Origin of the sequence: Cupriavidus sp. P-10, assembly GCF_003402535.2 — a bacterium.
Taxonomy (GTDB): domain Bacteria; phylum Pseudomonadota; class Gammaproteobacteria; order Burkholderiales; family Burkholderiaceae; genus Cupriavidus.
Genome location: NZ_AP025172.1, coordinates 1,270,670 through 1,295,420, shown reverse-complemented (window position 1 = coordinate 1,295,420; position 24,751 = coordinate 1,270,670). Strand labels below are relative to the sequence as shown.

Annotated in this window: 22 protein-coding genes and 3 pseudogenes; 8 read left to right on the top strand and 17 right to left on the bottom strand. The window is 59.9% G+C overall.

From position 1 onward, the window contains the following. Nucleotides 1-251 precede the first annotated feature (251 nt). The 3 genes from CTP10_RS35975 to CTP10_RS35965 all read left to right on the top strand — a co-directional run bounded on the left by CTP10_RS35975 (nt 252) and on the right by CTP10_RS35965 (nt 4,479). Entirely contained in the window at nt 252-896 is a 645-nt protein-coding gene (locus tag CTP10_RS35975; RefSeq protein WP_199414760.1) for a hypothetical protein, read from the top strand. A gap of 150 nt (nt 897-1,046) precedes the next feature. Further along, nucleotides 1,047-2,696, top strand: coding sequence for an ISL3 family transposase (locus CTP10_RS35970; protein WP_116323892.1), 1,650 nt, complete (start codon nt 1,047-1,049; stop codon nt 2,694-2,696). A 139-nt stretch (nt 2,697-2,835) separates the two neighbouring features. Continuing rightward, complete coding sequence (locus CTP10_RS35965; protein ID WP_116323885.1) at nt 2,836-4,479, top strand: ISL3 family transposase; 1,644 nt, start codon at nt 2,836-2,838, stop codon at nt 4,477-4,479. A gap of 407 nt (nt 4,480-4,886) precedes the next feature. On the opposite strand, the gene CTP10_RS35960 is transcribed toward CTP10_RS35965, so the two are convergent. From CTP10_RS35960 to CTP10_RS35925, 8 genes are all read right to left on the bottom strand, one after another. After that, a complete protein-coding gene (locus tag CTP10_RS35960) occupies nt 4,887-5,981 on the bottom strand; it encodes a porin (RefSeq protein ID WP_147316347.1) in 1,095 nt (364 codons plus the stop codon). A 162-nt stretch (nt 5,982-6,143) separates the two neighbouring features. Next, the gene (locus CTP10_RS35955) at nt 6,144-7,463 is read right to left on the bottom strand and encodes an MFS transporter (protein ID WP_116323883.1); all 1,320 of its coding nucleotides are present in this window, start codon (nt 7,461-7,463) and stop codon (nt 6,144-6,146) included. A 77-nt stretch (nt 7,464-7,540) separates the two neighbouring features. After that, nucleotides 7,541-7,867 carry an NIPSNAP family protein gene (locus CTP10_RS35950; RefSeq protein ID WP_116323882.1) on the bottom strand — a complete coding sequence of 109 codons (327 nt, stop codon included), beginning with the start codon at nt 7,865-7,867 and terminating at the stop codon, nt 7,541-7,543. A gap of 2 nt (nt 7,868-7,869) precedes the next feature. Then, nucleotides 7,870-8,652: a 2OG-Fe(II)-dependent halogenase WelO5 family protein gene (locus CTP10_RS35945; protein WP_116323881.1), complete on the bottom strand. Its 783-nt coding sequence runs from the start codon at nt 8,650-8,652 to the stop codon at nt 7,870-7,872. Nucleotides 8,653-8,737: 85 nt separating this feature from the next. Further along, the gene (locus CTP10_RS35940) at nt 8,738-9,157 is read right to left on the bottom strand and encodes a cupin domain-containing protein (protein ID WP_116323880.1); all 420 of its coding nucleotides are present in this window, start codon (nt 9,155-9,157) and stop codon (nt 8,738-8,740) included. Nucleotides 9,158-9,330: 173 nt separating this feature from the next. Further along, the gene (gene leuD / locus CTP10_RS35935) at nt 9,331-9,951 is read right to left on the bottom strand and encodes a 3-isopropylmalate dehydratase small subunit (protein WP_116323879.1); all 621 of its coding nucleotides are present in this window, start codon (nt 9,949-9,951) and stop codon (nt 9,331-9,333) included. Beyond that, nucleotides 9,944-11,335, bottom strand: a complete 1,392-nt coding sequence (gene leuC / locus CTP10_RS35930) for a 3-isopropylmalate dehydratase large subunit (protein WP_116323878.1) — start codon at nt 11,333-11,335, stop codon at nt 9,944-9,946. Before leuC ends, leuD begins: the two co-directional genes overlap by 8 nt. Then, a complete protein-coding gene (locus CTP10_RS35925) occupies nt 11,332-12,234 on the bottom strand; it encodes an isocitrate lyase/PEP mutase family protein (RefSeq protein WP_116323891.1) in 903 nt (300 codons plus the stop codon). Before CTP10_RS35925 ends, leuC begins: the two co-directional genes overlap by 4 nt. Before the next feature lie 88 nt (nt 12,235-12,322). On the opposite strand from CTP10_RS35925, the gene CTP10_RS35920 reads away from it, so the two are divergent. The 3 genes from CTP10_RS35920 to CTP10_RS35910 are packed head-to-tail and all read left to right on the top strand — an operon-like array spanning nt 12,323 to nt 14,358. Next, the gene (locus tag CTP10_RS35920) at nt 12,323-13,066 is read left to right on the top strand and encodes a maleate cis-trans isomerase family protein (RefSeq protein WP_116323877.1); all 744 of its coding nucleotides are present in this window, start codon (nt 12,323-12,325) and stop codon (nt 13,064-13,066) included. Nucleotides 13,067-13,069: 3 nt separating this feature from the next. Next, entirely contained in the window at nt 13,070-13,729 is a 660-nt protein-coding gene (locus CTP10_RS35915; protein ID WP_116323876.1) for a GntR family transcriptional regulator, read from the top strand. Continuing rightward, nucleotides 13,726-14,358 carry an isochorismatase family protein gene (locus tag CTP10_RS35910; protein ID WP_116323875.1) on the top strand — a complete coding sequence of 211 codons (633 nt, stop codon included), beginning with the start codon at nt 13,726-13,728 and terminating at the stop codon, nt 14,356-14,358. Before CTP10_RS35915 ends, CTP10_RS35910 begins: the two co-directional genes overlap by 4 nt. Before the next feature lie 403 nt (nt 14,359-14,761). Here CTP10_RS35910 and tnpC (CTP10_RS35905) read toward each other — a convergent pair. The 8 genes and pseudogenes from tnpC (CTP10_RS35905) to CTP10_RS35870 form a co-directional block, all read right to left on the bottom strand. Continuing rightward, nucleotides 14,762-15,319: pseudogene (tnpC, locus tag CTP10_RS35905) on the bottom strand (IS66 family transposase); the annotation flags it as partial. A gap of 120 nt (nt 15,320-15,439) precedes the next feature. Further along, nucleotides 15,440-16,456 carry a site-specific integrase gene (locus tag CTP10_RS35900; protein WP_116324049.1) on the bottom strand — a complete coding sequence of 339 codons (1,017 nt, stop codon included), beginning with the start codon at nt 16,454-16,456 and terminating at the stop codon, nt 15,440-15,442. Further along, on the bottom strand, nt 16,453-17,421 hold the full coding sequence (locus CTP10_RS35895; protein WP_116324050.1) for a tyrosine-type recombinase/integrase: 969 nt from the start codon (nt 17,419-17,421) through the stop codon (nt 16,453-16,455). Before CTP10_RS35895 ends, CTP10_RS35900 begins: the two co-directional genes overlap by 4 nt. Then, entirely contained in the window at nt 17,418-18,218 is an 801-nt protein-coding gene (locus CTP10_RS35890; protein WP_271815750.1) for a site-specific integrase, read from the bottom strand. Before CTP10_RS35890 ends, CTP10_RS35895 begins: the two co-directional genes overlap by 4 nt. A 1,214-nt stretch (nt 18,219-19,432) precedes the next feature. Next, nucleotides 19,433-20,476, bottom strand: a pseudogene (gene tnpC, locus CTP10_RS35885) (IS66 family transposase); the annotation flags it as partial. Between the two features lie 51 nt (nt 20,477-20,527). Beyond that, entirely contained in the window at nt 20,528-20,875 is a 348-nt protein-coding gene (gene tnpB, locus CTP10_RS35880; RefSeq protein ID WP_116324013.1) for an IS66 family insertion sequence element accessory protein TnpB, read from the bottom strand. Beyond that, nucleotides 20,875-21,180, bottom strand: a complete 306-nt coding sequence (locus CTP10_RS35875; RefSeq protein WP_233528503.1) for a transposase — start codon at nt 21,178-21,180, stop codon at nt 20,875-20,877. The genes tnpB and CTP10_RS35875 overlap by 1 nt, the downstream gene beginning before the upstream one ends. A gap of 445 nt (nt 21,181-21,625) precedes the next feature. Beyond that, complete coding sequence (locus CTP10_RS35870) at nt 21,626-22,660, bottom strand: IS110 family transposase (protein WP_116324011.1); 1,035 nt, start codon at nt 22,658-22,660, stop codon at nt 21,626-21,628. Nucleotides 22,661-22,778: 118 nt separating this feature from the next. On the opposite strand from CTP10_RS35870, the gene CTP10_RS35865 reads away from it, so the two are divergent. Together CTP10_RS35865 and CTP10_RS41465 are read left to right on the top strand one after the other, a co-directional pair. Continuing rightward, complete coding sequence (locus CTP10_RS35865; protein WP_158577780.1) at nt 22,779-22,952, top strand: hypothetical protein; 174 nt, start codon at nt 22,779-22,781, stop codon at nt 22,950-22,952. A gap of 1 nt (nt 22,953) precedes the next feature. Continuing rightward, nucleotides 22,954-23,196: an EAL domain-containing protein gene (locus CTP10_RS41465; protein ID WP_116324010.1), complete on the top strand. Its 243-nt coding sequence runs from the start codon at nt 22,954-22,956 to the stop codon at nt 23,194-23,196. 911 nt (nt 23,197-24,107) lie between these two features. On the opposite strand, the pseudogene CTP10_RS35855 reads toward CTP10_RS41465, so the two are convergent. After that, nucleotides 24,108-24,515: pseudogene (locus tag CTP10_RS35855) on the bottom strand (tyrosine-type recombinase/integrase); the annotation flags it as partial. Nucleotides 24,516-24,751: the final 236 nt, after the last annotated feature.

Genomic DNA, 24,751 nt, shown 5'->3' with positions numbered 1-24,751 from the left:
AGCGGCGACGGTCGAGAAGATCGTGAGTGAGGTGCTTACCGACTGGCTGCCGCGACAGCCTCGTCTCGTGCATCCCCTTCTCGAGCTCTGCGTCGAAATCCGGAAGCGATGCGCACAGGCAAGTGTTAGTCCGCCAAGCAGGACTACCATTTCGCGACGCTGGGCCGCCCATCGGAAAGCGTAGGCCCAAAGCAGTGCGAAAGTCAGGGCACGTCGCCGCGTAACAGATAGTGCGGTTGGAAGTATAGACCATGGTCTTGCCGATCCTTGTGTTGGAGCTGTCTGAGCCCAACCCCGCGTACGAGCCGATACCGCGCAAACGCAAGGCAGTTCCACCGCCAACGAGTAAGCGCGATAAGCTCATCCGTCAATGGCACCAGATCCTGGGTAGCCGAGCGTTTATGTCCAACAGCGGGCGCTATCAGACCCGCGCATCGAGCGACTGGACATACGAGGCAATGGCCGGCGGCGAATCGAGTGCGTTGCTGCACGACAGCGAGCATTTGACAAGATTATTGCTGCGCCGGGCGTGGGCAAACGTGCCGCGTCGCCAACAGCGGCTGCTTCGTCTCGCCGTTCGATGTTTCGATCCGAACAAGCCCGCCATCAAGGTGGCAGCCACTCAGGTCAACGCGGCGGCGTGGCTGCTCGCCGCGATGCACTGGAACGGCTGTCGGCATCCCAGCGCTCTGTGGTGCAAGCCTCTGCATCCGCTGACTGGAGTGGTGCGTTGGCTCAGCGGCTTTGACGTTGTCGAACAGCATGAGCATTCGCGAGAGATCCTCACGAAGCTGGCGGAAAGGGTAGGGCGGGTCGAGCGACATAGCCGCCAACTCGTTGTTGCGATGAGGGCCGAAAGGCAAGTTGTCGCGTTGCTGCCAGAACTGCTGCAGTGAAGGCCTTTCCAGCGGCCCAGTCACCACATTCTTGAAACGGAACTGTATTACTTCATAAGCGGAACACGATTACGGGTCTCCCGCACTTTGTGTGACGGCCGAGTCGAGGGCTTGATTTCCGGCCGGTTTGGCCGTACGTTGATCGTTACCATGAGGCAAGTTCTCGGTGGGATCGATCGTATTCTTGCCCGTGTGGGCAAGCGTTTCGTCTCCAGCGATGCGTGCGGGGAGACTATTACTGTCGAAGCCTGCAGTATGGTTCGCGCGGCACGTTGTCCTGGCTGCCATCGTTGGAGTCACCGACTCCACGGCCGCTATGTGCGCAGGCTGGAAGAACGTCCGATGCTCGAGCAGCGGGTCATTCTCGCTATTGAGGTGCGTCGCTTCAAGTGTACGAACGCCAATTGCCCCCGTCGTACGTTTTCCGAGAACATCCACGCCTTGGCAGGCCGGTATCAACGTCGTACGCGGTCGCAGGCTCGCGCTTTGCGCGCGCTGGGCCACGCCCTCGGTGGTGAGGCGGCGGCCAGGCTTGCTGACGCCTTGGGCTTGCGCACCAGTGCCGACACGGTGCTGCGGGAGTTGCGAAGAGCTTCTGGGCGCAAGCGCAAACCACGACCGCGGGTCGTCGGCATCGATGACTGGGCGATCGCGCGCGGTCACCAGTACGGAACAATCATCGTCGATCTGGAGCGACGTGAGCCGATCGAAGTGTTCGCCGGCAGGGACGCCATTGCGGTGGCTGCGTGGATGCGTGCGCACCCATCGATCGAGATCGTCGCCAGGGATCGGGCCGGGGCCTATTCCGAAGCGGTCGACCTCGCGCTGCCGGCAGCCAAGCAGGTCTCGGATCGCTGGCATCTGCTGAGCAACCTGCGCGACAACGTCGAGAGGCTGCTTTACCGACTCGGGCCACAACTGCGCCAAGCCGCCCAGCAAGTAAACGTCAGTAGGGCGACCCTGGGCCGGCAGGGCGGCGGACTAAGCCGCTTCAACTCACTCAGGTCATGGGAGCGTCTGAGCGATCAGCGACGCGCCACGCGGCTGGCGTTGTACAAGCAGGTGATGGCGCTACGCGCCCAGGGCGGCACGCTCAAAGGAATCGCACGCGAACTCTCAATCAGCGATGTAACAGTGCAGAAGTTCGTCCACGCGGGGGCATTCCCCGAGCGAGCACCCAAGGCGCGGGGTCCGACGCCTTTGGATCCCTATCGCGACTATATCGAGGAACGAATCCTCCAGGGCTGTCGCTTTCCTGAACTAATCTGGCAAGAACTCAAGCAGCGAGGCTATAAGGGCAGTCCCGCCACCGTGCAGAGTTGCGTGGCCCGCCTTCTCTTTCCGCTGGGCAAGACGCCGCATGTCCAGAAGCCCGTGCAAACGATGCCAATTCCGTCGGCCCGGCGCGTGTTCGGATGGCTTGTCGGATGGAGAAAGCTCGCTGTCGAAGAGCCACAGAGCGCGGACCACGAGCGGTTCGTGCAGGCGCTGTGCAAGATCGAACCTGTGGTGGGCGAGGTCCGCAGCCTCGCGCGGGAATTTCTCGGACTCATGCATCGGCGAAGTCTGCGACATCTCGATCGATGGTTGAAACGTTTGTCGTGCTGCGACGCTGTGGAAATGCGTCGATTCGCGCAAAGCTTGCGCGCCGACTTACCGGCTGTACGGGCGGCCTTCAGGCTGCCATGGAGCAATGGCCAGACCGAGGGTCATGTCAACCGGCTCAAGCTCCTCAAGCGCCAAATGTATGGCCGCGCGAATATCGACCTTCTGCGGCTGCGCGTGTTGAAGCCGAACTAAATTGGCCTGCCTTGTCCTTTTGGACTCGCTTAGTCCGGTCGCGATCGCAGGCGTGAAGTGTAGTAATCGCGGGTCTCCCGCACTTTGTTTGACGGCCGAGTCGAGGGCTGGCCGATTTGGCCGTACGTTGATCGTTACCATGAGGCAAGTTCTCGGTGGGATTGATCGTATTCTCGCCCGTGTGGGTAAGCGCGTCGTCTCCAGCGATGCGTGCGGGGAGACCATTACTGTCAAAGCCTGTAGTACGGTTCGCGCGGCACGTTGTCCTGGCTGCCATCGTTGGAGTCACCGAATCCACGGCCGCTATGTGCGCAGACTGGAAGAACGTCCGATGCTCGAGCAGCGGGTCATTCTCGCTATTGAGGTGCGTCGCTTCAAATGTACGAACGCCAATTGTCCCCGTCGTACGTTTGTCGAGAACATCCACGCCTTGGCCGGTCGGTATCAGCGTCGTACGCGATCGCAAGCTCAGGCGCTACACGCGCTGGGCCACGCCCTCGGTGGTGAGGCGGCCGCCCGGGTTGCTGACGCCTTGGGCTTGCGCACCAGTGCCGACACCGTGCTGCGGGAGTTGCGAAGAGCTTCTGGGCGCAAGCGCAAACCACGTCCGCGGGTCGTCGGCATCGATGACTGGGCGATCGCGCGCGGTCACCAGTACGGAACAATCATCGTCGATCTGGAGCGACGTGAGCCGATCGAAGTGTTCGCCGGTAGGGACGCCATTGCGGTGGCTGCGTGGATGCGTGCGCACCCATCGATCGAGATCGTCGCCAGGGACCGGGCCGGGACCTATTCCGAAGCGGTCGACCTCGCGCTGCCGGCAGCCAAGCAAGTCTCGGATCGCTGGCATCTGCTGAGCAACCTGCGCGACAACGTCGAGAGGCTCCTTTACCGACTCGGGCCACAACTGCGCCAAGCCGCGCAGCAAATAGAGGTCGGCAGCGTGACCCAAGGCCGGCAGGGGGTGCTGAGCCACAACTCACTCCGGTCATGGCAGCGCCTGAGCGATCAGCGACGCGCCACGCGGGTGGCGCTCTACGAGCGGGTGATGGCACTGCGCGCCCAGGGCGGCACGCTCAAAGGAATCGCGCGCGAACTCTCAATCAGCAAAGCAACCGTGCAGAAGTTCGTCCACGCGGGGGCATTCCCCGAGCGCACGCCCTGGGCTCGGGGTCCTACGCCTTTGGATCCCTATCGCGACTATATCGAGGAACGAATCGCCCAGGGCTGTCGCTTTCCTGATCTGATTGTGCGAGAACTCAAGCAGCGAGGCTATAAGGGCAGTCCCGCCTGCGTGCAGAGTTGCGTGGCCCGCCTTCTCTTTCCGCAGGGCAAGGCACCGCTTGTCCAAGTACCCGTGCGTACGATGCCGTGCCCGTCGGCTCGGCGCGTGTTCGGATGGCTTGTCGGATGGAGAAAGCTCGCTGTCGAGGAGCCGAAGAGCGCGGACCACGAGAGCTTCGTGCAGGCGCTGTGCAAGATCGAACCCGTGGTCGGCGAGGTCCGCAGCCTCGCGCGGGAATTTCTCGGACTCATGCATCGGCGAAGTGTGCGACATTTCGATCGATGGTTTAAACGTCTGTCGTGCTGCGACGCTGCGGAAATGCGTGGGTTCGCGCAAAGCCTGCGCGCCGACTTACCGGCTGTGCGGGCGGCTTTCACGCTGCCATGGAGCAATGGCCAGACCGAGGGTCATGTCAACCGGCTCAAGCTCCTCAAGCGGCAAATGTATGGCCGCGCGAATATCGAACTTCTGCGGCTGCGCGTGTTGAAGCCAAGCTAAACCGGCCTGCCTTGTTCTACAGGACCCGCCAGTCCGGTCGCCATCGCAGGCGCGTGAGTTCGTGTGTCCGGGAAGCGGTTGGGGGGCTCGCCCACGTTAATCAGAAATAGGAATGGTGGGTAGTGGGGCGGGAAAAACGACGACAAGGTCCTCCGCGTGAGTTTGCCGTCGTCACACAAATTGCGGAAGACCCGCGATTACTTCTCTTCACGACCAGCCAAAAATACCGAGCAACTTGACAAGGTCAATACATATCAGTGTTGTTGGTCCAGTCGGTTACCTCGGTGCCAAATTTATCTTCCGCTACGGCACCGCGGCCTGCGCCTCCCACTCGGACCCACGTGCCCGCAGGCGCGCCGCCGCCATGCCGAACAACTCATTCACTTGTGGCCCGGGCCGGCTGCCGGTCAGAACACGTGGCGGATGCCAATGTGCACGGCGCTTTGGGTATGGGCAGATAGGGCGGTTGGGGCGAGGAAGTACAGTTGCGCACCGCCGTCATGGGCGTATTGGTACGTGTACAAGGCGTACACGCTGGTGCGTTTGCTATAGGCATACTGGGCGCTGGTGCCAAACTGATCGCGCTTCCCCGTCAAAATGGCGTTGGCAGCGCCGTGGTTGGGCTGATAGCGCGCATAACCAATGCCGAGGCTAAGGGGGGCGGTTAGCTGGTAACGCAAGCCAACGTCATAGACGTCGACCCTGTCGTTCGTCAGATTCCACTCGCTACGCGTATACAGTGCATTGAAGGAAAGTGCCGTTGTGATATCCCAAGCAAGGCCGGCACCGACGACGGTATATTTCCCGCCCGTTGCAGGATCCTGCCGCATCGTGTAGGTGCCTTGGGCAGCCATGCCGCCTCGATCGAACTGCGCGGTGGCGCTCACGGTGCGACCCGCTGAAGGCTGGCCGGGTTGCTCGCCGAGCCCGTACATGGCGCCGGCTGTGAAGCCGCCCCAGTTTGGTGTCTGATATTTGACGGAATTATCCACGCGACCTCCGCCAAGGCGATCAATATCGGTGGAGCTACCATTGGTGCCGATGAATGCCCCGGCTGTCAGCGGTCTTAAATAGTACGCGCCCAGGTATCGATTACTCCCATATCGGTTCATGTCGAACATGAAGTCGTACTGGCGGCCGAAGGTCAGCATGCCGGCGCTGCTTGATGATAGGCCGACCCAGGCCTGCCGGCCGAAGATACGCATGGCAGATGCTGAGCTTTGACCGAGCGTGCCATCATCTGTATTGACACCTCCCTCGAGCGCGAACAACGCGCGCCAGCCCGTGCCGAGGTCTTCATTGCCGCGCAGGCCGAAACGGCTGGCGGCTGTTCCCCCTGCTTGTTCGCGCACATTGGAATGACCGCCGATATCATTGACATAGGCAATGCCGGTATCGATCAGGCCGTACAGCAGCACATCTGCCTCGGCGTTGCTCGTCCACATAGTCAAGGCCAGCGATGTGACGGTAGCAGTGACAGGTTTCAGCTTGGCGTGGAGCACAGTTGTTCTCTCTTAAGGGAATTTTGGTTGCGGTTTTCTGGAAATCGACGCGCGCAGACACCCGTTCCGAATGCCATTCGGCATCGGATGTCGCGCGAAACTGGTGACGGGACGCGTGCCGCCGGCGCGTCGCCCGTGGGCGTTGCGCCGGTGCGGCGGGAGTTAGCGGTTCACCAAACGGGCTGGGATAGCCATTACAATCACGGCGGCCAATGCTAGGCTGCCGGCGGTCAGGTACATACCGACTGCCCCGCTGCCAGTTGTGTCACGTAGCCAGCCGACCAAGTACGGGCTGACAAATCCGGACAGGTTAGCCACCGAACTGATGACGGCAATTCCCGCGGCGGCGGCCTTTCCGCCGAGCAGGAGTGTGGGCAGGCGCCAGAATTGCGCGAAGGCTGTCAGGATGGCGGCGGTCGCAACGGTGAGCATAGCGATCGCGAAAATGGTCTCGGTGCTGTAAGTCATACTGAGGACCAGAGCGATGGCACCCACCAGCGCGGACATCGCCAGGAACGTTTTTCGATCTCGCCGGGCGTCGGCTACGCGTGCTACCCATACCATCGCAGCGATGGCGGCTCCATACGGAATGGCGCTAAAGAGGCCGATGTCGAGCAACCCCTTGATACCGGCCTCACGGATTAGCGTTGGCATCCAAAAGCCCATCCCGTAGATACCCATGCCAATGCACAGTTCGATCAGGCACATTACCCAAACCATCGGCAAGGTGAATGCATCGCGCACCGAGTGACCAATCTGTTCTGTGTGTTCTGCGGTGAGATTCTGGAGCAATCGCTGTTTCTGCGGCTGGGTAAGCCACTGGGCATCGTCAACACGGTCGCGCAACATGAACAGGACGACAAGACCCAGCAAGATCGTTGGCACGCCTTCAATCAAGAACATCCATTGCCACCCACGCAAACCGCCGGCATCGTGAAAGGCCTGCAAGATCCACCCGGACAACGGACCGCCGACCACACCTGCTACCGGCACGGCAATGAAGAATAGCGACAATGGCTTACCAATGCGGCTCGGTGGGATCCAGTAGGTCAGGTAGAGCACAATCCCGGGGAAGAAGCCTGCCTCTGCGACACCCAGCAGGAATCGCAGGACGTAAAAAGTCGTCGGGGTTTTTACGAACATCATCGCTGCGGAAAGAAGTCCCCAGGTGATCATGATCCGTGCGATCCATCGACGCGCCCCTACCCTGTGCAACACCAGATTGCTAGGCACCTCAAAGATGAAATAGCCAAGGAAGAAGATCCCGGCGCCTAAGCCGTACACCGTTTCGCTGAATCCAAGGTCGCCTAGCATCTGCAGTTTCGCAAAGCCGACATTGACCCGATCCAGGTAAGCCATTGCGTAGCTGATGAACAGGATCGGAATGAGTCTCCAGGCAACTGTTCTGTACAGCGCAGCGTCTGCTTCCTCTCCGACCGCCGGCGCTACATCGGCAGGCGTGGCCTCTCGTGTTGTTGTCATGGCGTCAGTATCCTTTGTGGTTCGGGCACCGGATTATTGCGGCGCCATCCGTCTTGGTTGTAAGTAATCAGAACATCTCAGGCTTTCGCGTTGCCGATCCGGGAGAAGCGGGTGGGCACTAGCAGCCGGTTCTCCATTCGCGCGATCATCGGTAACACCTTGGCGGTAAATTCAATCCACCTATCGTCTTGGGCGAGTTGTGCGCGCTTTTCCTCCCGGTCGCCCATGGTGCAGAACTGCCACAGGTGCACCACGCCATTTAGCGTGCCAGTCTCTGTGGTGAAGTACGCAAGCGGGCTTCCCAGGTAGCGCTCCTGGATCGGCAAGCCCTCGACTTCGACCAACATCAGGAAGTCACGAGTCTTGCCTGGATGCAGGGTGTAGGTGCGTTCCTCGACGATCATGGTTATGCCCACATTGCGAGAGAGCGATCCGGCATGCGCCCGATGAAGGAGCCGATGGAGACGCGATCTACCCCCGGCTCGGGAATACCTGCGCCGATCTCATGCGGGTTGCGGGTATTGAAGATGACTACATCGCCAGCGGTGGGGGCATACTCGAAAGCCGGTGCACCAGCCACAATGTCGTGCGAGAGCCCGTAACTCTTCGGAATTTCACCCTCGACGCGCTCTGGTGTCCACGGTGCGTTGTGCACGGTCGTGATGCCACCGAATTTCGGCTGCTCGGAAAAAAAATTCCAGCCGAGTTGTGCGTCGATATCGCGAATCGAATAGTCAGGCGTGTTGAAGGGGGCGTAATCCGCGTGCAGATCCACGCCTTCCGATGCCAGGCGGATGATGCCGGCAAAATAGTGACCCATGCCGGGCTCCTCTGCGGCCCCGACTTTGTGGGGGTAGACCGACGACAGCGTATCGATCAGCCGCTGCACAGGATCGAATGCGCGTGCGGTGACCTCGGCCAGATCGGCATTCGCGACTTTAACAGCGTCGAAGTAGTCTGACTTGGGTCGGTCCCAGCGATATTCGTACTGGGCCATGCCGATGTAGCCGATCCGCTTGGCGACGTTGTAGTACTTAATGTTGCCCCGCTTGGCGGACTGGGTGAATGCAATACACTCCTCGGGGGTTGCGAAACCCTTGATGCGGATCGCCGGAATCTTATTATTCAGCAGTGCCTCAAGGTTTTCGCGGGTCAAGCTATGTTCACGCAGGCTGGTCCATGTTGCCATTGTTGATCTCCTTGGTGATAGCTGGCGCGCGCCCGCGCCGCGAGCGGTATGTGCAGCGGAAAGGGTGCGCCATAGTATTGGCGGACTATTCTTTGGACAGGGCTTCGAGTTGCTCCGGCGTGACCCATGTCTTCCGCGGAGGGGACTTGATCTCAACCTGCTCGCAGTCTTCCAGTGCTTCGCTGAAATGCTCCACGCCAAGGGGATGCAGCCAGGATGCGCCAGGCTCGGCGATAAACTCCTTGCCACCAATGATGAGTCGCAGGCGGCCTGAGATCAGGTATCCGATTGATTCGTGGTCCATGTGTTTGTGGACCGGATCAACTAAGCCTTTCTTGCGGTAAACATGAAGGAACAGCATGTCGTCGCCCACAAGCATCTTGCGAACTTCAACGTGGCCCTGTTCTTTGACGCCCTCGACCGCAGCGATCTGTTCTGGCGCAATATCGTCGCGGTTAGCGAAGTAGCTCTCGGATTTGGCGAGGATGCGCGATGTGTCAGTCATTGGAATCTCCTACTCTGAAATGGTTTGGGTTGAACGAACTTTGGTCGCAAATGCGAATCTCTTTCCTATAACGTCCTTGGCAGAGCCTGGAATTGAACGTCGCCCGATCGAGGACAGCATCCGGATGGCGTGCCGGGAAGTCTTGGCCGCCACGGGGGCATTCGGGTGTGGCATCAGGTTGTCTCCTGCCATGGGCCAAGCCATGGCATTTCTGTCGCTGTCCTCCGTTCATAGGCTAAGAGGTGCTGGTGCAGTGCCAAGGTGGCTGCGATCTCATCGGTACCGCTGAGCAGGCGTTCGGCGTCGCCCGCCTCCAACTGGAAGGGCAGGCGAGCACCGTCGGCCAGCTTGATCTGGCGCTGGCGCACGTCAATGCCTATGTCGGTAGTTTCGGTGACTGCCAATGCGGCGACGATTGCGCGATACTCCACAGGTGCGACGCTTGCGGGAATGATTCCGTTGCGCAGGCAGTTGGAATAAAAGATATCCCCAAACGAAAGTGCAACGATGGCACGCACGCCGCAATCGGCCAAAGCCCACACGGCATGCTCGCGTGAGGAGCCGCAGCCGAAGTTCCTGCCCGCCACCAGCACCGTGGCGTGGATGCATGGCGCGTTCTCGAAGCGACGAAATTCATCAAGACGCGCCGTCCGCCAGTCCGCGAACAGGGCAGGGCCAAGTCCCGTGCGCTTGGTCGTGCCGAGAAAGCGGGACGGATAGATGGCGTCGGTATCAACGTCGTCGCGGGCAAGCAGCAGGGCGGGACCGGCTGCTTCAAAAATGGGCTCAGGCATGTAGAAACTCTCGCGGGTCGGTCAAATATCCGGCGACCGCCGAAGCTGCAACGGCGGCGGGGCTTAGCAAGTGTGTCCGGCCACCACTGCCCTGGCGGTTTTCAAAATTCCGGTTCGAAGACGATGCGCAGCGTTGACCCGGCTGCAGTTGATCGCCGTTCATTGCTACACACATCGAGCAGCCGGGGCCACGCCACTCGAAGCCCGCGCCGACAAAGATGTCGGCCAGGCCCTCCGCCTCGGCCTGGTGTTTCACGGCGGCGGAGCCGGGAACAACCAGCGCTTGCACGTTGCGTGCCACGCGTCGACCAGCGGCGATGGTCGCTGCCGCGCGCAAATCCTCGATACGCGAGTTGGTGCAGGATCCAATGAATGCTACATCGATGGGCACACCTTGGACGGCCTGACCGGCTTTCAGGCCCATGTAGTCGAGCGCAGCCTGTATCCGGTCACGCTCGCCCCGAGAGTCGGCGGCGTCCGGGTCTCCGGCGCGGCCGCCAAATGTGGTTGCGTCAGCGGGAGTCGTGCCCCACGTAAGGGTGGGCTCAATGGCGCTGCCGTCGATGCGGACCGTGGTGTCGAAGTCGCGCCATGAATCGGTTTTCAAGGATAGCCATTTCTGCGAAGCGCTTTCTGAAGCTGCGTTCTGCAGTCCCGCCGCATGCTCTCGCAACCAGGACACCGTGACTTCGTCAGGCGCCACCATACCGAACCGCCCCCCAGCTTCGATTGACATATTGCACAATGTCATTCGGCCTTCCATGCTCAGCGCACGCACTGTGCTGCCGAAGTACTCGATCGCGCTGCCGACTGCGCCCGCTGTGCCGATTTTCGCGATGATATGCAGCGCCAGGTCCTTGGCATAAACAGCCGGCCCAAGGGCGCCCGTCACCTCAATGCCAAGCGTGCGCGGTCGCCGTACCCAGAGGCTCTGTGTTGCAAGCACATGCTCGATCTCTGAGGTACCGATACCGAAGGCAAGTGCACCGAATGCGCCCAGCGTCGCCGTATGGGAGTCTCCGCAGACCACCGTGCAGCCCGGCACGACAAAACCTTGTTCCGGAGCCGTGACATGGACAATGCCATGCCGACTGGTATGCAATGGGAAAAACGGAATGCCGGCAGCCGCGGCGTTGGCGGCCAGCGTGTCGACCGCTTCACCGCAAGCAGCAGCGGGGCCCTGCAAGGTGGGTACGGAATGATCCGGCACGGCGATATGCCGGCCCGGAACACGCACTCGGCGCCCCGCCATTTGAAGCTGATCGAAAGCCTGTGCGCTCGTGACCTCATGCAGGACGTGGCGATCCACGTACAACAAGTCGCACCCGTCCGCCCGCGACGCTACGCGGTGGGAATCCCAGAGCCGCGAGAACAGGGTCGTCACAGCGCGTGCTCCCGGGCGTTGGATTGGATGCGATCTGTCGCGGCGAAGTAGTCCTGCAACCCCATCCGCTCATTGAATTGAGAGAAGGAGGCAAGAGCCGCGGTGTCGATCCTGCCATCGCACAACTGGCTCAGCGTTCGCCCGATGGCGTACGTGGCCGAGAAAAGAAGTGTTGCTGGATAGATGGCGATGGCATAGCCAATCTGCTGAAGGGTGGCCGGAGAAAGGTAGGGAGTTTTGCCGCCTTCGACCATGTTGGCCAGCAGTTTTTCGCCGCGGAAGGTGCCACATATCCGCGCCATTTCCTCCTCGGTCCGCGGGGCTTCGACGAACAGGATATCGGCACCCGCACGCAGGTAGCGTTCACCACGGCGCAAGGCCTCGTCCAAGTCGTGGGTGGCCCGGGCATCGGTTCGCGCGATGATCTGGAGCGGGACATCACCGCGCGCATCCACTGCCATATGAATCTTCTCGACCATTTCCGTGACATCAGTGACCTGCTTGTCGTCCATGTGTCCGCAACGCTTCGGGGATACCTGGTCTTCGAGCTGAATGGCAGCCGCGCCCGCTCGGATGTAGTCATGCACGGTCCGACGTACGTTGAGCACGCCGCCGAAACCTGTGTCGGCGTCCGCAATTAGTGGAACGCGTGTGACATCGGAGATCCGACGAACCTGATCCGCTAGTTCACTGCCCGTGATGAGTCCAAGGTCTGGCATGCCCAGTGAGGCCGCAGTTACTCCATATCCGGTCAGATAGATCGCAGGGAAGCCTGCCTGCTCGATGAGACGGGCACTCCAGCTGTCGTAGGCTCCCGGCGTGATGACGATAGGGCTCTCTTCCAGCCGTTTCCGCAGCGTCTCACCCCTGATTGTACACAGTGAGTCGTTTTTTAGCATGTCCATCCCCTGTTTTTGGTTCGATCGTGTACAATCCTACGCAGGTGTTCGATGATATGCAACTTTTCTTTTGGGAAGAGAAACTGAAATGACTGACTCCCTGGGTTACCGTCGCAAGTACGCGGTGCTGATCCCTTCGACCAATACTTCGGTGCAGCCAGAATTTGATGCTATGCGACCGCCGGGTGTAACGAACCACATCAGCCGGATCCGCATCCCCAATATCCCGCTCAGCGACAACGCTGACTTTCAGCGTCTGATTGACCTCATTGCCGCAGCGCAGGACGAAGCCGTTGACTCGGTGATGTCGTGCGAGCCGGACCATCTCGTGCTCGGCATCTCCGCGGAGACGTTTTGGGACGGCTTGGCCGCAAGCCGCAAACTAAAGTCCTACTTGGAGCAAAAGACTGGCCTGCCGGTGGCGATGGGATCTGATGCATGCTCTCTTGCGCTAGACGCATACGGGGCCCGCACGATCGGGGTGGTCACGCCTTACCAGCCGGTTGGCGACGAAAATGTGGTTCGCTTCTTCGAGGAGTGCGGCTATCGTGTAAAGAAGATCAAGGGCCTGCGTTGCGCAAGTCCGGTGCAGATCGCCCACGTCCAGCCTGAAACGCTTGCCGAAGCTGTCGAAGAGGTCAACGGCCACGATGTCGATGCTGTGGTACAGGTCGGCACCAATCTGGCCATGGCATCGTTGGCTGCCAAGATGGAGCTGAAACTGGGAAAACCGGTGCTTGCAATCAATTCGGCTATTTATTGGCAAGCCTTACGAAGCGCCGGCATCAACGATAAGATCAGCGGCTTCGGATCGCTTCTAGAGAGGTTCTAAGCAATGAAAGGCAGCAACGGAGCCAAATCCACGGCCGGCGAGATCTATGGGCTTATCAAGGAGCGCGTTATCGATGGCGCTTTTCCGGCCGGCATGCGACTTACTGAAGACGGGCTGGCATTGGAGTTCGGGACCTCGCGTACCCCTGTGCGCGAAGCCATGCGTTTGCTCGTTAGTGACGGGTTTCTACACTTCAAGCCGAATAGCGGCACGTTCGTGCGTCATTGGACTGTAGACGAGCTGCGTGACATCTTTGACCTGCGGTTGCTGTTGGAAAGCGAGATTGCCAATCTGGCTGCTACGCATATCACCGCCGAAGAAGTCGCCGAACTACAGCAAATCCAGGACGAAATCGAGTCGCAAGGCCTTGACATGAGCGAGGAAAACCTGACCCGAATCAGCGCACTGAACCGCGAGTTCCACAGGCTGATTGGGCAGGCGAGCCGCAATTCTCGGCTTGTCGGCATGTTGACCAATGCGATCGAAGTGCCAATCGTCCAGCGTACGTTTCGCCGGTATGGCTCAACGCAACTGCAGCGCAGCTTCCATCACCATCGCGAGTTGATCGATGCGTTCTCCGCGCATGACGGCATGTGGGCACGAAGCGTTATGCACTGTCATATCAACTCGGCCAGGCAAGCCATGATTCGAGATACGCAATGACTAATACAGCGCTCCAACAAGACTATGCCGATTCAGGCTTTGGGCGCTCTCTGGGCTTAGGGAGTAGTCAGGCGGTGATCATGGTGGATTTCGCCTGCGCGTATTTCGATCCCTGCTCGCCTCTTTTCGCACAGGCGGAAGGCGTGCGGCGATCGGCTATTGCTATGCTGAGGCTCGCGCGTAGGATGGGGTTGCCGGTCATCCATACTCGAGTGGAGTACGATAGCGAGGGGCACAATGGCGGCGTGTTCTATCGGAAGATCGGAGCGCTTTCTGTCTTTCGGCAGGGCAACCCGCTTGGTGCTTTCGCAGAAGGACTGGAACCCACTGCCGGGGAGATCGTGTTGACGAAGCAGTACGCCAGTGCTTTTTTTTCGACGCCGCTTGTCTCAACTCTCAATGCGCTACGCGTCGATTGTGTACTAATCGCAGGTATGAGCACCAGCGGCTGCGTTCGCGCTACGGCAGTGGACGCAATCCAGTTCGGCTTTATTCCTGTCGTGCTGGAAGACTGCGTCGGAGACCGGAACGATGCGCCCCATCAGGCTAGTCTTTTCGATCTGGCTTCGAAGTATGCCGACGTCCGCAGCAGCAGTGATGTATTCGATGCGCTTTTGGGGCAAGGCTGATCCCTCATACAGTACGGCGGGGAGAGTTGCCGAAATACAATGCCCAAAGCGATCGCGCCGCAAAGCAAAGGGGAAAATGAGCGGTACCTCCGGCGGGGGCAAGCCAATGTAATGCACGTGCCGATGTCGTAGCCATCGGTATTGCCATTGAACCCTGCCTGAAAGGTGCCGATGAAGCCGGGTGGCGCTGTGCTTCCGTGAGCGTCGATTCGGCATGGTTACGGCATTGCGACTCCGTGAGAGGCCTTGGTCGCCACGTCAACCTTATTGCCTAGCGCGCGACATTTACCGACAGGCCACCAAAGTTCTATGCCTATGTGCACCGGGAAGTTACCTCGGCTGCAGCGCGGCTCGATCAGCTGTAACCGTCCGGCGGACAGCGTTCTTGACGACGGGGTTGCTTTCAGGCGGCGGTCGAACGGATCTGCTCAGCCATGGCCCATGGCAGCAGTTCGCTGACGCGATTGACGGGGTGGTCGGCGATGCGCGCAATGACGTGGCGCAGGTAGGCCTCGGGGTCGAGGCCGTTCAACTTGGCTGAGGCCACCAGCGAATAGATAGCGGCACCGCGTTCGCCGCCACTGTCAGAGCCGAAGTGCAGGAAGTTCTTTCGGCCGAGGGCAACGGCCCGCAGCGCACGCTCCGCTGCGTTGTTATCGATCTCAACGCGACCGTCACTGGCATACAGGGTCAATGCCGACCACTGATTCAATGCATAACCAATAGCCTTCGCGGTATCGCTTTTGGGCGACACCTTGCTGAGCGTCGAACGTAACCAGATCTCGAAGGCCTCCAGCAATGGACGCGCCCGCTCCTGTCGGACGCGCCTTCGCTCGTCGGGAGGCTTCCCGCGGATATCAGCCTCAATAGCGTAAAGTTCGCCGATCCGGCGCAGCGCCTCAGTGTTGACGTCGTTCCTGCGTGCTAAGTACAGATCGTGGAACTTTCGTCTCGCGTGAGCGGTATCTGGAGCTCCAGATACGGCGCAGTATCCCGAGTACGGTTTTATGCTGAGCATCGAGCGGTCGACGCTTTTACGTAGACTTCGGATGCTCCTGCGTCACCACATAAATCTTATCGCTTACAGCGAACTCAGAAACGCGAGAAGGTCGGGTTTCGGTTTCCATGATCTCGCATGAGCAGGCTCGATCCCAGCATGCTGCCAGAACATTTCCAGGGCATCGCGCTTCATCTGAAGGTTTGTCTCGATGTAGCGTCCGGTTGTCGCAATGCTCGCATGACCAAGATAGTCGCGAATCACCGGCAAGGCGTTACCCGATTGCAGCAATCCGACAGCACAACTGTGCCTCAGTACATGTGGCGTGACCCGCTTATGAGCGAGCGCAGGCAGTTCCCGAGCCGCGGCTTGCACGTGCCGGCGCAGAATGTAGGCAATCCCATCACGACTTAGCGCTTCTCCATGGCGATTGAGAAAAACATGAGGCTGTGTGCCCGGATGGTTGATCGTTCCTAGCCGGCGAAGCGCATCGGCAGTCTCGCGCCACAACGGCAGGAGTCGATCCTTGCGACCTTTACCGTGGAGCCGGACCTGCCGTGGAGAGGCTAGTTGCAGGTCGTTCCAGCAAAGACCCGCCGCTTCACTGACACGCGCGCCGGTATTGTAGAGAAACAGCAGTAATGCGTAGTCGCGATGCCCACGAATGGTCTTTGTGTTGGGCGTTGCAAGAATCGCACGGACTTCATCAGCTTCCAAATAGGTCGCCGGCTGATGTCGTGCCTTCTTTGCCGGAATTGCGAGCGCTCCGGCATACTGATGCGAGTGAACGATGTCTGTGCGCAGCAGGTGTTTGAAGAAGCTTCGAATAGCGGTACGTCGACAGTTGCGCGTTGCCACCGAGTTTGACCGGTCCGTCTCGAGATGAAGGAGGAATCGGGAAACCGTTGCAGCATTCATGTCACCAAGATCAATAGCCGAAACGCTGCACCCCTTGTTCGTCGCGACGAACTCAAAGAAAAGCTTCAGGGCATCGCGATAGGCGCGCACCGTATGGATGCTAGCACCGCGCGCGCGTTGCAGGTAATCGGCAAAGAACGACTCGACCCGAATGAACAAGGCCGCGGATGGTGCATTCTTCATTCTGGACTATGCGCATGGCGCAGATGATTCTGGAGCTGTCTGCTGGCGAGATCCAGCAGTTGTGGTGTCGCCTTCAGGTAGACCTCTGTACCGAGCACGTCCTGATGACCGAGATAGGCAGATAGTAAGGGTAGCTTTGCGTGGACATCCACTCCGGTAGATGCCCATGCCGTGAGACGATGCACCGCGAAGGCGTGGCGGAACTCGTACGGTCTCGGTCCGATCCTGCCGGCGGGTGGTTTGATCGCCAATTGCCGAAGCAACCGCCGAATTGCCTCCGATGCGGACTTCACCGTAAGTGGTGTGCCGTCCAGACGAATGAACAACGCTTGCGGTTCTTTGACGCGACGATTCCGAAGGAGCTGTCGACGTGCCTCCAGGTATTGATGCAGCTCCCTGGCCAGATCCGGGCGAAACGCCACGATGCGGGATCGCCCTTTACTGTGCGACACCAGGAACGTGTTGCGGCGGAGATCTACGTCCTCCATATTCAGGTGGACCGCTTCTCCCAGTCGCAGGCCAGTGCAGTAAAGCACCAGCATCAATGCGCGAAACATTGGCCCCCAAATCCAGCGACCGCGATGGCTGCTCGCCGCATGCAGGAGCCGAAGCACTTCTTCATGCGAGAAGATGTACGGGAGAAACGGCGATTCCTTGACTGGCGCGAGCGCATGTTCGGGAACATATCCGCGCGGATCGGTGCGGCGCCTGTAAAGGCACAACTGGCGGACCACCCCGAATTCCTGGCTCACCGTGACGGCCTTGCGTCCGGCGACGCGCGACGACCATCTCCGGATAGCCTCATCAAGTGCCACGGTCTGCTCGCCCCATTGTTCGGCAATGAACAGCACGAAGCCGTTGAGCACAAACTCGCCGCGGTGATATTGCACGCCCATGGCACGCCGGAAGTTCAGAAAGTTCGCTGCATCACGGGCCAGCCCTCTCGCTGTCACAAGCGTTCTCATGATGGCACCGGCAGTGAAACGTCCCGCAACGACTCCGTTGCAATGCGTACGTATGCAGAAATGGAATCCGGGTCGCGATGGCCAAGAATATCGGAGACTACCCGCGGGTCCGCACCAAGGTCAATTTGACGTGATGCGTTGGAGTGACGCAGCACGTGGCTGCCGAGGTAAGTAGCTGTCAAGCCGGCCACGGTGGCATGCTTGACCACGATGTGCCTGACAGCGGACGCGCAACTCAGAGGGGCGAATGGCAACTTGCACTGAAGAAATAGATAGCGGGTCGTTGCGTGTGGTGGTCTTCCGTCGCGAAGATAGAGAGCCAGTGCCCTCGCGACGGCCGGCAGCAGCGGTAACGTGAAGGCCGTTCCGGTCTTCGGTCGAATCACCCGAAACGTGGCGGCGCTCCAGTTGATATCGTCAAGTCGCAGCCCGATCACTTCGCCGGCGCCGAAGCCATAGGTGCTCATCATTAGCAGTATCGCGTAGTCGCGCAGACCACACGGATTTGACCGGCTAACGGCATGGAGCAACCGCTGCACATCCTCCCACGGCAGCGCCCGACGTGGACGCTCATACTTTGGCTGTACGGGCGCTATTACTGAATCGGCGAGATTGCGCCGGCTGCGAGCGGTGGCAATCAGAAAGCGCGCGAAAGACCGGATGCTGCCAGCGATGTCGGCCGTCGTGGTACGGGCGTATCGATGACTGCAGTCAACGAGAAACGTATCGATATCAACCAGAGTCATGGAGCGCCACGTCTGACCGCACTTGCGAAGATGCTCCAGAAAATAGCCCATGTGGATCAGCCTCTTGTGCACAGTCGTCTGCGGGCTGCCGCGATGTGCTATGAGGTGATCCGTGTATGCGCGCAGTACCCCCGTCGCAGGGCAACTGGCAACCGGCGCAACCCGCCAGGGCGGCGCTTCCCTTCCGAGCACGCAATAAACACGATTCAATGCGTGAACCGCAGTCCTAGCGTTCGCCGCTGCGTCGGGACCTATATCATGCCGTCGGGAATACCAATCGACGAAGCGACGTGCACCATAGAGAGTCAACTGGGCTTGCTCGTGCAGTCCGCGCTGGTCGCAATATGCCCTGAAGCGCCTGATCCACCGGAGATACACGTAGGCACTGCCGTCCTTTACGGAGCGGTCGTCACGCCACACGTGGATGATCTCGCTCGTCGTCGGGGACGGCCTGGATCGGCGTGTATCGGTCGGATCAAGCTGCATAATGTTTGCTCAAAGTTGACCGCTGCAGCGTAGATCGGCTCGCGCCTCCCGTCAGGCCCCGTGTCTTGTTGGTCAAGCGCAGGACGGATCCACACGCCTCGCTGCAATCTCAGAAAACCCAGCGGTGCCGGTAGTTCGCTGAGTATCTGTGGTGGGAGCGCATGCCTCAACTCCAGTAGCGTCCGGTACGGGCTGGCTTCGCCGGGCATGCGGCACCTTTGCGGCATGCTCGGCGTTGGCAGTTGCAGGGAAGATACCGCATGCAGCGCTGCTTCAACCGCGCGTACCCTGCGGCGCAACCAACGTACAGCCGACGGCAAACTCACGTCGTCCCGCCGTAGCGCATCGGCAGCGGCCTCCATGCTGCGCACATGCGGCAAGCTTGCGACGGCGGCGTCGATCGAGGCAAGCAGACCCGGCAGCCTTGCGGCGAGAAAATCAGGCAGGAGACTGAAAGTTCGGTGTCCCTGAGGACAGTACCACCTGGCAATGCGCATCCCTGATGGTGCCGCACGCCGATAGGTGCCATGGCGAGCAAACGAGCAACCGCCAGAGGGATGCAACGGACAACGGTCCAAACGCGCGATGAGCCATTCGCGATTCGCGACGTAGCTCTCGGCACTCGATACCGTTCGCAGTGGGATCTGCATGTTCACCGCCCAGACGCCGTACATGCATAGCGTCCAGACAGATAATATGCCGAGTTGTTTGGCCCTTCAAACTCGTCCGTTGGCGCCCGAACGGCGCTCACCCCACATAAAACGGTACTCGGGATACTGAGCGACACATCCGGCCTCTTGCACCTCGCCGTCTCTGTAAATCGAGTTGTAGCCTGCGAATGCGTCAGCTTGCAGGATCCCCCTGAAGCCTTTCAGGTGGGCTTGCGGATATTCGCCTGACCGACTCGGGCTGTACGCAAACCATACGGCTGGCGCGTCCACTGAACCAGCGGGCCTGTCGTCACGTACATAGGTCCAGAGCCGTCCGGTCTTGGTCTTGCCCTTCCCAGGTTCAAGTACTGGTACCGGCGTATCGTTAGCGTGGATCTTCGACGCCGCCATCACGTACTGCCGGATTGCATCGACCAGGGGGCGCAATAGTGCGCTGGCTTGTCCGACCCAGTCGGCAAGTGTCGAGCGGCTCAACTCGACGCCATCCCGCGCGTATATCGCCGACTGCCGATACAGGGGGAGATGGTCGCAGAATTTTCCAACCAGGACACGGGCGAGCAGACCAGGACCAGGCATACCGCGATCAATGGGCCGGCTGGGCGCTGGTGCCTGTACGATGCAGTCACAGCAGGCACAGGCCTTCTTTGGTCGACGATGCCGGATCACTCGCCAGTGCCCCGGCACGTACTCGAGTTGCTCGGCGATGTCTTCGCCAAGCTCGTTGAGCGTTCCGCCGCACTGCGGACAGCACACATCGTCAGGTTGATGGACGAGATCTTCGCGCGGTAAATGATCAGGGAGGGCTCTGCGTCCAGTCGGCCTGGTCACGTCCTTTGAGCGCTGCTCGCTTGCGTCGAGCACTCCGGCACCTTCGTCGGCCTGCAGATCCTCCAGACGTAATTCCAATTGTTCGATCTGGCGATCAATCTTCTCGGACTTGCGCCCGAACTGCATTCGTTGGAGCTTTGCGATCCACAGCTTCAGGCTCTCGATTTCCAGTGCTCGATCTGAGAGTGTCCTCTGAAGCGTCGCGACCGTGCCACGTAGATTTTCCACGTCGCTGTCGCGCTCGCGAAGCTCAGCTTCCCGCGCCAGAAGCAGGGCCTTCAAGGCGTCGATGTCGTCGGGAAGTGAAGCGTTACTGGAGGTCATGCAGGCAGTCTAGGCGCCAGCGTCACTCCCCACGTGTGTTGTCACAGACGTTTACAAAGCACTGCACGGACGGGCCGCATTGATGGGTTGCCGCCAGTCGAACCCCTCCAACAGAAGGCCAAGTTGCGCATTCGTCAGGGCCACCACGCCACCTTCGGCACGCGGCCAGGCGAACCTACCCCGTTCCAAACGTTTGGCGAACAGGCACAAGCCACCGTCCCGCCAGTACAGACACTTGAGCAGATCACCACGTTTGCCCCTGAAGATAAAAACGTGGCCAGAGAATGGGTCTTTCTGCAGGACCATCTGCACTTTGGCAGCTAGGCCATCGAAACCACATCGCATGTCAGTAAATCCTGCAGCAACCCAGATCCGGGTGTTCGCCGGCGGCTCCATCATCAGCTCAGCCATTGCACGATCATACGCAGGGTTTCTGGATCGACTCGGCCTTCAATGCTCACCTGGCCCTTGGCCAGGTGCAATCGGATGACTCCTGCTGGCAACGCTTCCGGCCGCTCGCATGGCTTGCCCGTGAGCGACGCTTCGACTCCGGGGCCTCTGACTACAACGGGGAACAGCACTGGGGTGTCACCAACATGGGGGATCCCTAGTTGGCCTGCTCGAAGCATGCGACGCCACCGAAAGACCATGTTCACGTTTAGACCGTGTTCCAGCGCCAGCTTTGAAACCGAGACGCCTGGCACGCACGCAGCTTCTGCAAGCCTTTGCTTCAGTTCGATCGGATGATTGCGGCTGCCGCGTACGCGGCCACCACGCTTAGCCACAGTCTCCAAAGTAGTCTTCGCCAGATTTTTGATGGGAACTACTCTGGATAGGTTCGACTCTCGCGTCTACACGGCCATCAGCGGACGTACATGGACGCCCCCAGTTTGCCAAGCTCTCACTCATGACAACGAGAAGAGGAAGATTGCTCCCGTACATCCGGACTTTTGATGCGAGCATGGACATGCTCACTGTCCCTGATGGGATTTGCTGGTCGGCGCCTCGATCGCTTACACGCACTCTTGGTGCCTCGTCCGGGAAGGGCTTTGCCGACCACGGTCTTACCTGTCTCGCCATCACTTCGTGATCGCTTGCGCAATCTGTGGTGTGATCCCTCTGAAGTCTGTTTTGACTGGCCCGACTTGACTACGCGGCTGCGATAGCAGGCGTGTAGTCGGGTCGGAACTGACGGTCGTGCGCAAGCAAAGCCCAAACGATTCTAGCTGTTTTGTTGGCCAAGGCGACCGCCGCGACGTTAGCGTTTCGGCGCGTTGTCAGCTTGACCAGCCAACTATCACGGTCGTTCCTCTGCGTCGCTCGATAGATTACCGACCGCGCTCCGTGGATGAGCAAGGTTCGAAGGTATGCATCACCTCTTTTACTCATGCCAAGCAACTTTGCCTTGCCGCCGCTGGAATGTTGTCGAGGCACAAGTCCCAGCCACGCCGCGAGTTGCCTTCCGTTGTCGAAGTTCTTTGCATCGCCCACCGTCGCAGCCAGCGCGCTCGCTGTGATCGGTCCGATTCCAGGCACCTGCTCGAGTCGTCGGCTGATTTCGTCGTCACGATGCCAAGCCTTAATTTGTGCCTCGATCTCTTTGACCTGTTGATCGAGCAATTTTAGGTGCTCGAGCAGACGGTCGATAAGCTGGCGGAATGTGCCAGGCAAATCGTTCGTCGCATCCTCGATCAGATCCGGCACACGTAGGGCGATATAGGCAATGCCTTGTGGCACAACGAGACCGTACTCAGCCAGCAGGCCACGGATCTGGTTGGCCTGAGCGGTGCGAGCCTTTATGAAGCCCTGGCGCACGCGATGGAGAGAGAGGACTGTCTGCTGTTCGATGTTCTTGATCGGTACAAATCGCATCGTGGGCCGCGTTACAGCCTCGCAAATGGCTTGTGCATCGGCCGCATCGTTCTTGTTGCTCTTGACATAAGGCTTCACAAACTGCGGCGCCATCAGCCGGACCGTATGCCCTAGCGCCTGCAGCTTACGGGCCCAGTGGTGTGCACTGCCGCACGCCTCCATCCCGATCAGGCAACTCGGGAGGTTGGCGAAGAACGCTGCAACTTGCTCACGCCGCAACTGCTTGCGCAGCACCATCTTGCCTCGCTCGTTTGCGCCGTGGACCTGTAGCACATTCTTGGCCAGGTCGATCCCAATTGTCGTAATTTGCATGATGGATGCCCCTTCCGGTTTGAGTGGCTAGCGACACTTCCACTCTGGCACATCGATGCCGTCACCGGGTGGGGGCGTCCATCCCATTGCTTACGATCAGCTCCTCAGTCGAAACGGTGTGGCGACCGACGAACGCGTTACCGTGATCAACGACGGCGCCGGTGATTTTGAAAAGACCGTCCAGGGTAGTCAGCTCGCACGCGCCAGAATTCCCGATTGGTTCGGTGGGGGCGAAGGCTTTCCCGATCAGGATGGTGCCGGCAGCGGGACTCGAACCCGCACCCTAGATTAGTATGGCCAAGGCTCTAAATTTGCGAATCGTGGCTGAGGGCGTGGAGACTGCCGACCAAGTCCGGTACCTCCGCGAACAAGGTGTGGATTGGGGGCAGGGATGGTGGTATGCAAAGCCAATGCGAGCAGACGATTTCCAGTCTTTCGTCGAACAATGCAACGGGTCAACCGGAGGTAGTGGCTTTTGTTGCACCGCAGGCAGTGGAAACTCGTCGTATACATCGACCGGAAGCAAAGGTAAATGACCTGCCTCAGTTCCCGGTGCAGCACCCATGAATAACATTATGGCAGTGGGGATAGCAAGAGGCAGGCGGCGGCCGAATCAGGCTGGCGCCGATGCGCCGCGCCGGCGCTGCGGCCCGGCAGATGATTGAGCTGGTTGCCGCTGCGCAATGGGGTGTACCGTCCAGGCGCGCCTTCACGAACTCATTTACATCCCTAGCGGTCGCTGCCGAAGCTATGGCGAGTTTGCGCAGGCCGCGGCACAACAATCCGTGCCGCCGGCCGAGCAGCTCAGGTATCGCGAGAATGGCCTCGCGGTCGGGCTTGCGAACGCCTCGCTTGCAGTTGCTGCGCCCGTTTTGCATCCTCCCTCCGGGCGAACCCGACCGCACTTTGTGTGACGAGCGCGCACTGGCGTGGAAGATGTTGTCGCGTGGAACGGCCGTCGTCTCCACCGCCCACCACCACCATTCTTCGTGGGCGAGGCCGCCAGCCTCGCGCCGGCCGCACCAGCTCACCGCCTGGGATGGCGATCGGACCAGCGTGTCCAGCAGGTCAAGGCAATCTCCAAGCAGACTCCGGATAGATTTAAGCAAGCTTGGATGGCAAGCTGGAGGAGCAATTCATCTACAAGTACCCACACTTTCGGTCGCCGTAGATCCAACTGAGCACGTAGACGGGCGCATCCCCCAATTTCGTTCCACTCCCACGAATGACGACCTTCAACAACAAGCATAGGGAGAATGGTTGTTTGATAGCCAAATTGCAATTAATCGCCGAGCTTTATCTGCAACGACCAAACAGCTAGCATGAAACCCACCCCCCCCCCCATACTTTCACGATCATGAAACTACCATGCGACAAAGCGGAGGGACGTCCCACAGAAACCGAAAGACAAAGGCCCCCGCCGAATTCGGCCTAGCGAGCTACGTGCTCAAGCCTTGCGGACCCAGCCAATCCGGTGCCGCTCCTGCGTGGCTTCATGGCGCGCATCCTCCTCGCTATGCAGGTAGCCGCTCGTCGTCGAGATCGACGCATGCCCGAGGTTATCCCTGACGTAGCGCAGGTCCACCTGCTGGTCGGTCGTGTGCGAGCCGGCGGTATGGCGCAGCCAGTGGGCCGAGGCACTGGCCAGTACTGCGGCTTGCGCCTCCCACTCTGGCCCCCGCGCCCGCAAGCGCTCCGCGGCCATGCCGAATACTTCTTTCAGCACCAGGTGCAGCGCCCCGCGTGACAGGGCCTTGTCGCGCCCCGTCTCACGGCCGATCACCGGCAGCACCAGCGGGCGCATCTCCCCAGGCTGCGGGCTAGGCGCCAGCCCGTGGGCGCGGCGGTAGCGTGCGGGAGCGTTGGGACTTGGCTTCAGCCATTCGTCCGAACCGGTCGAGGAACTCGGCCAATTCAGCGGGCATCTTCTATCCTGGGTGTCGCATCCGCCCCAATCGGTGATTGGCTCCTCTCGATTGATGACTTCATCTCGAGCTCGGCAGGCGACCGAATCGCTCAATGCTAAACGCCCATTTCCAATACGGTGCTTTGCACTCCCATGGGCGTTGTTGCATAGTGCGCCGGGAGACC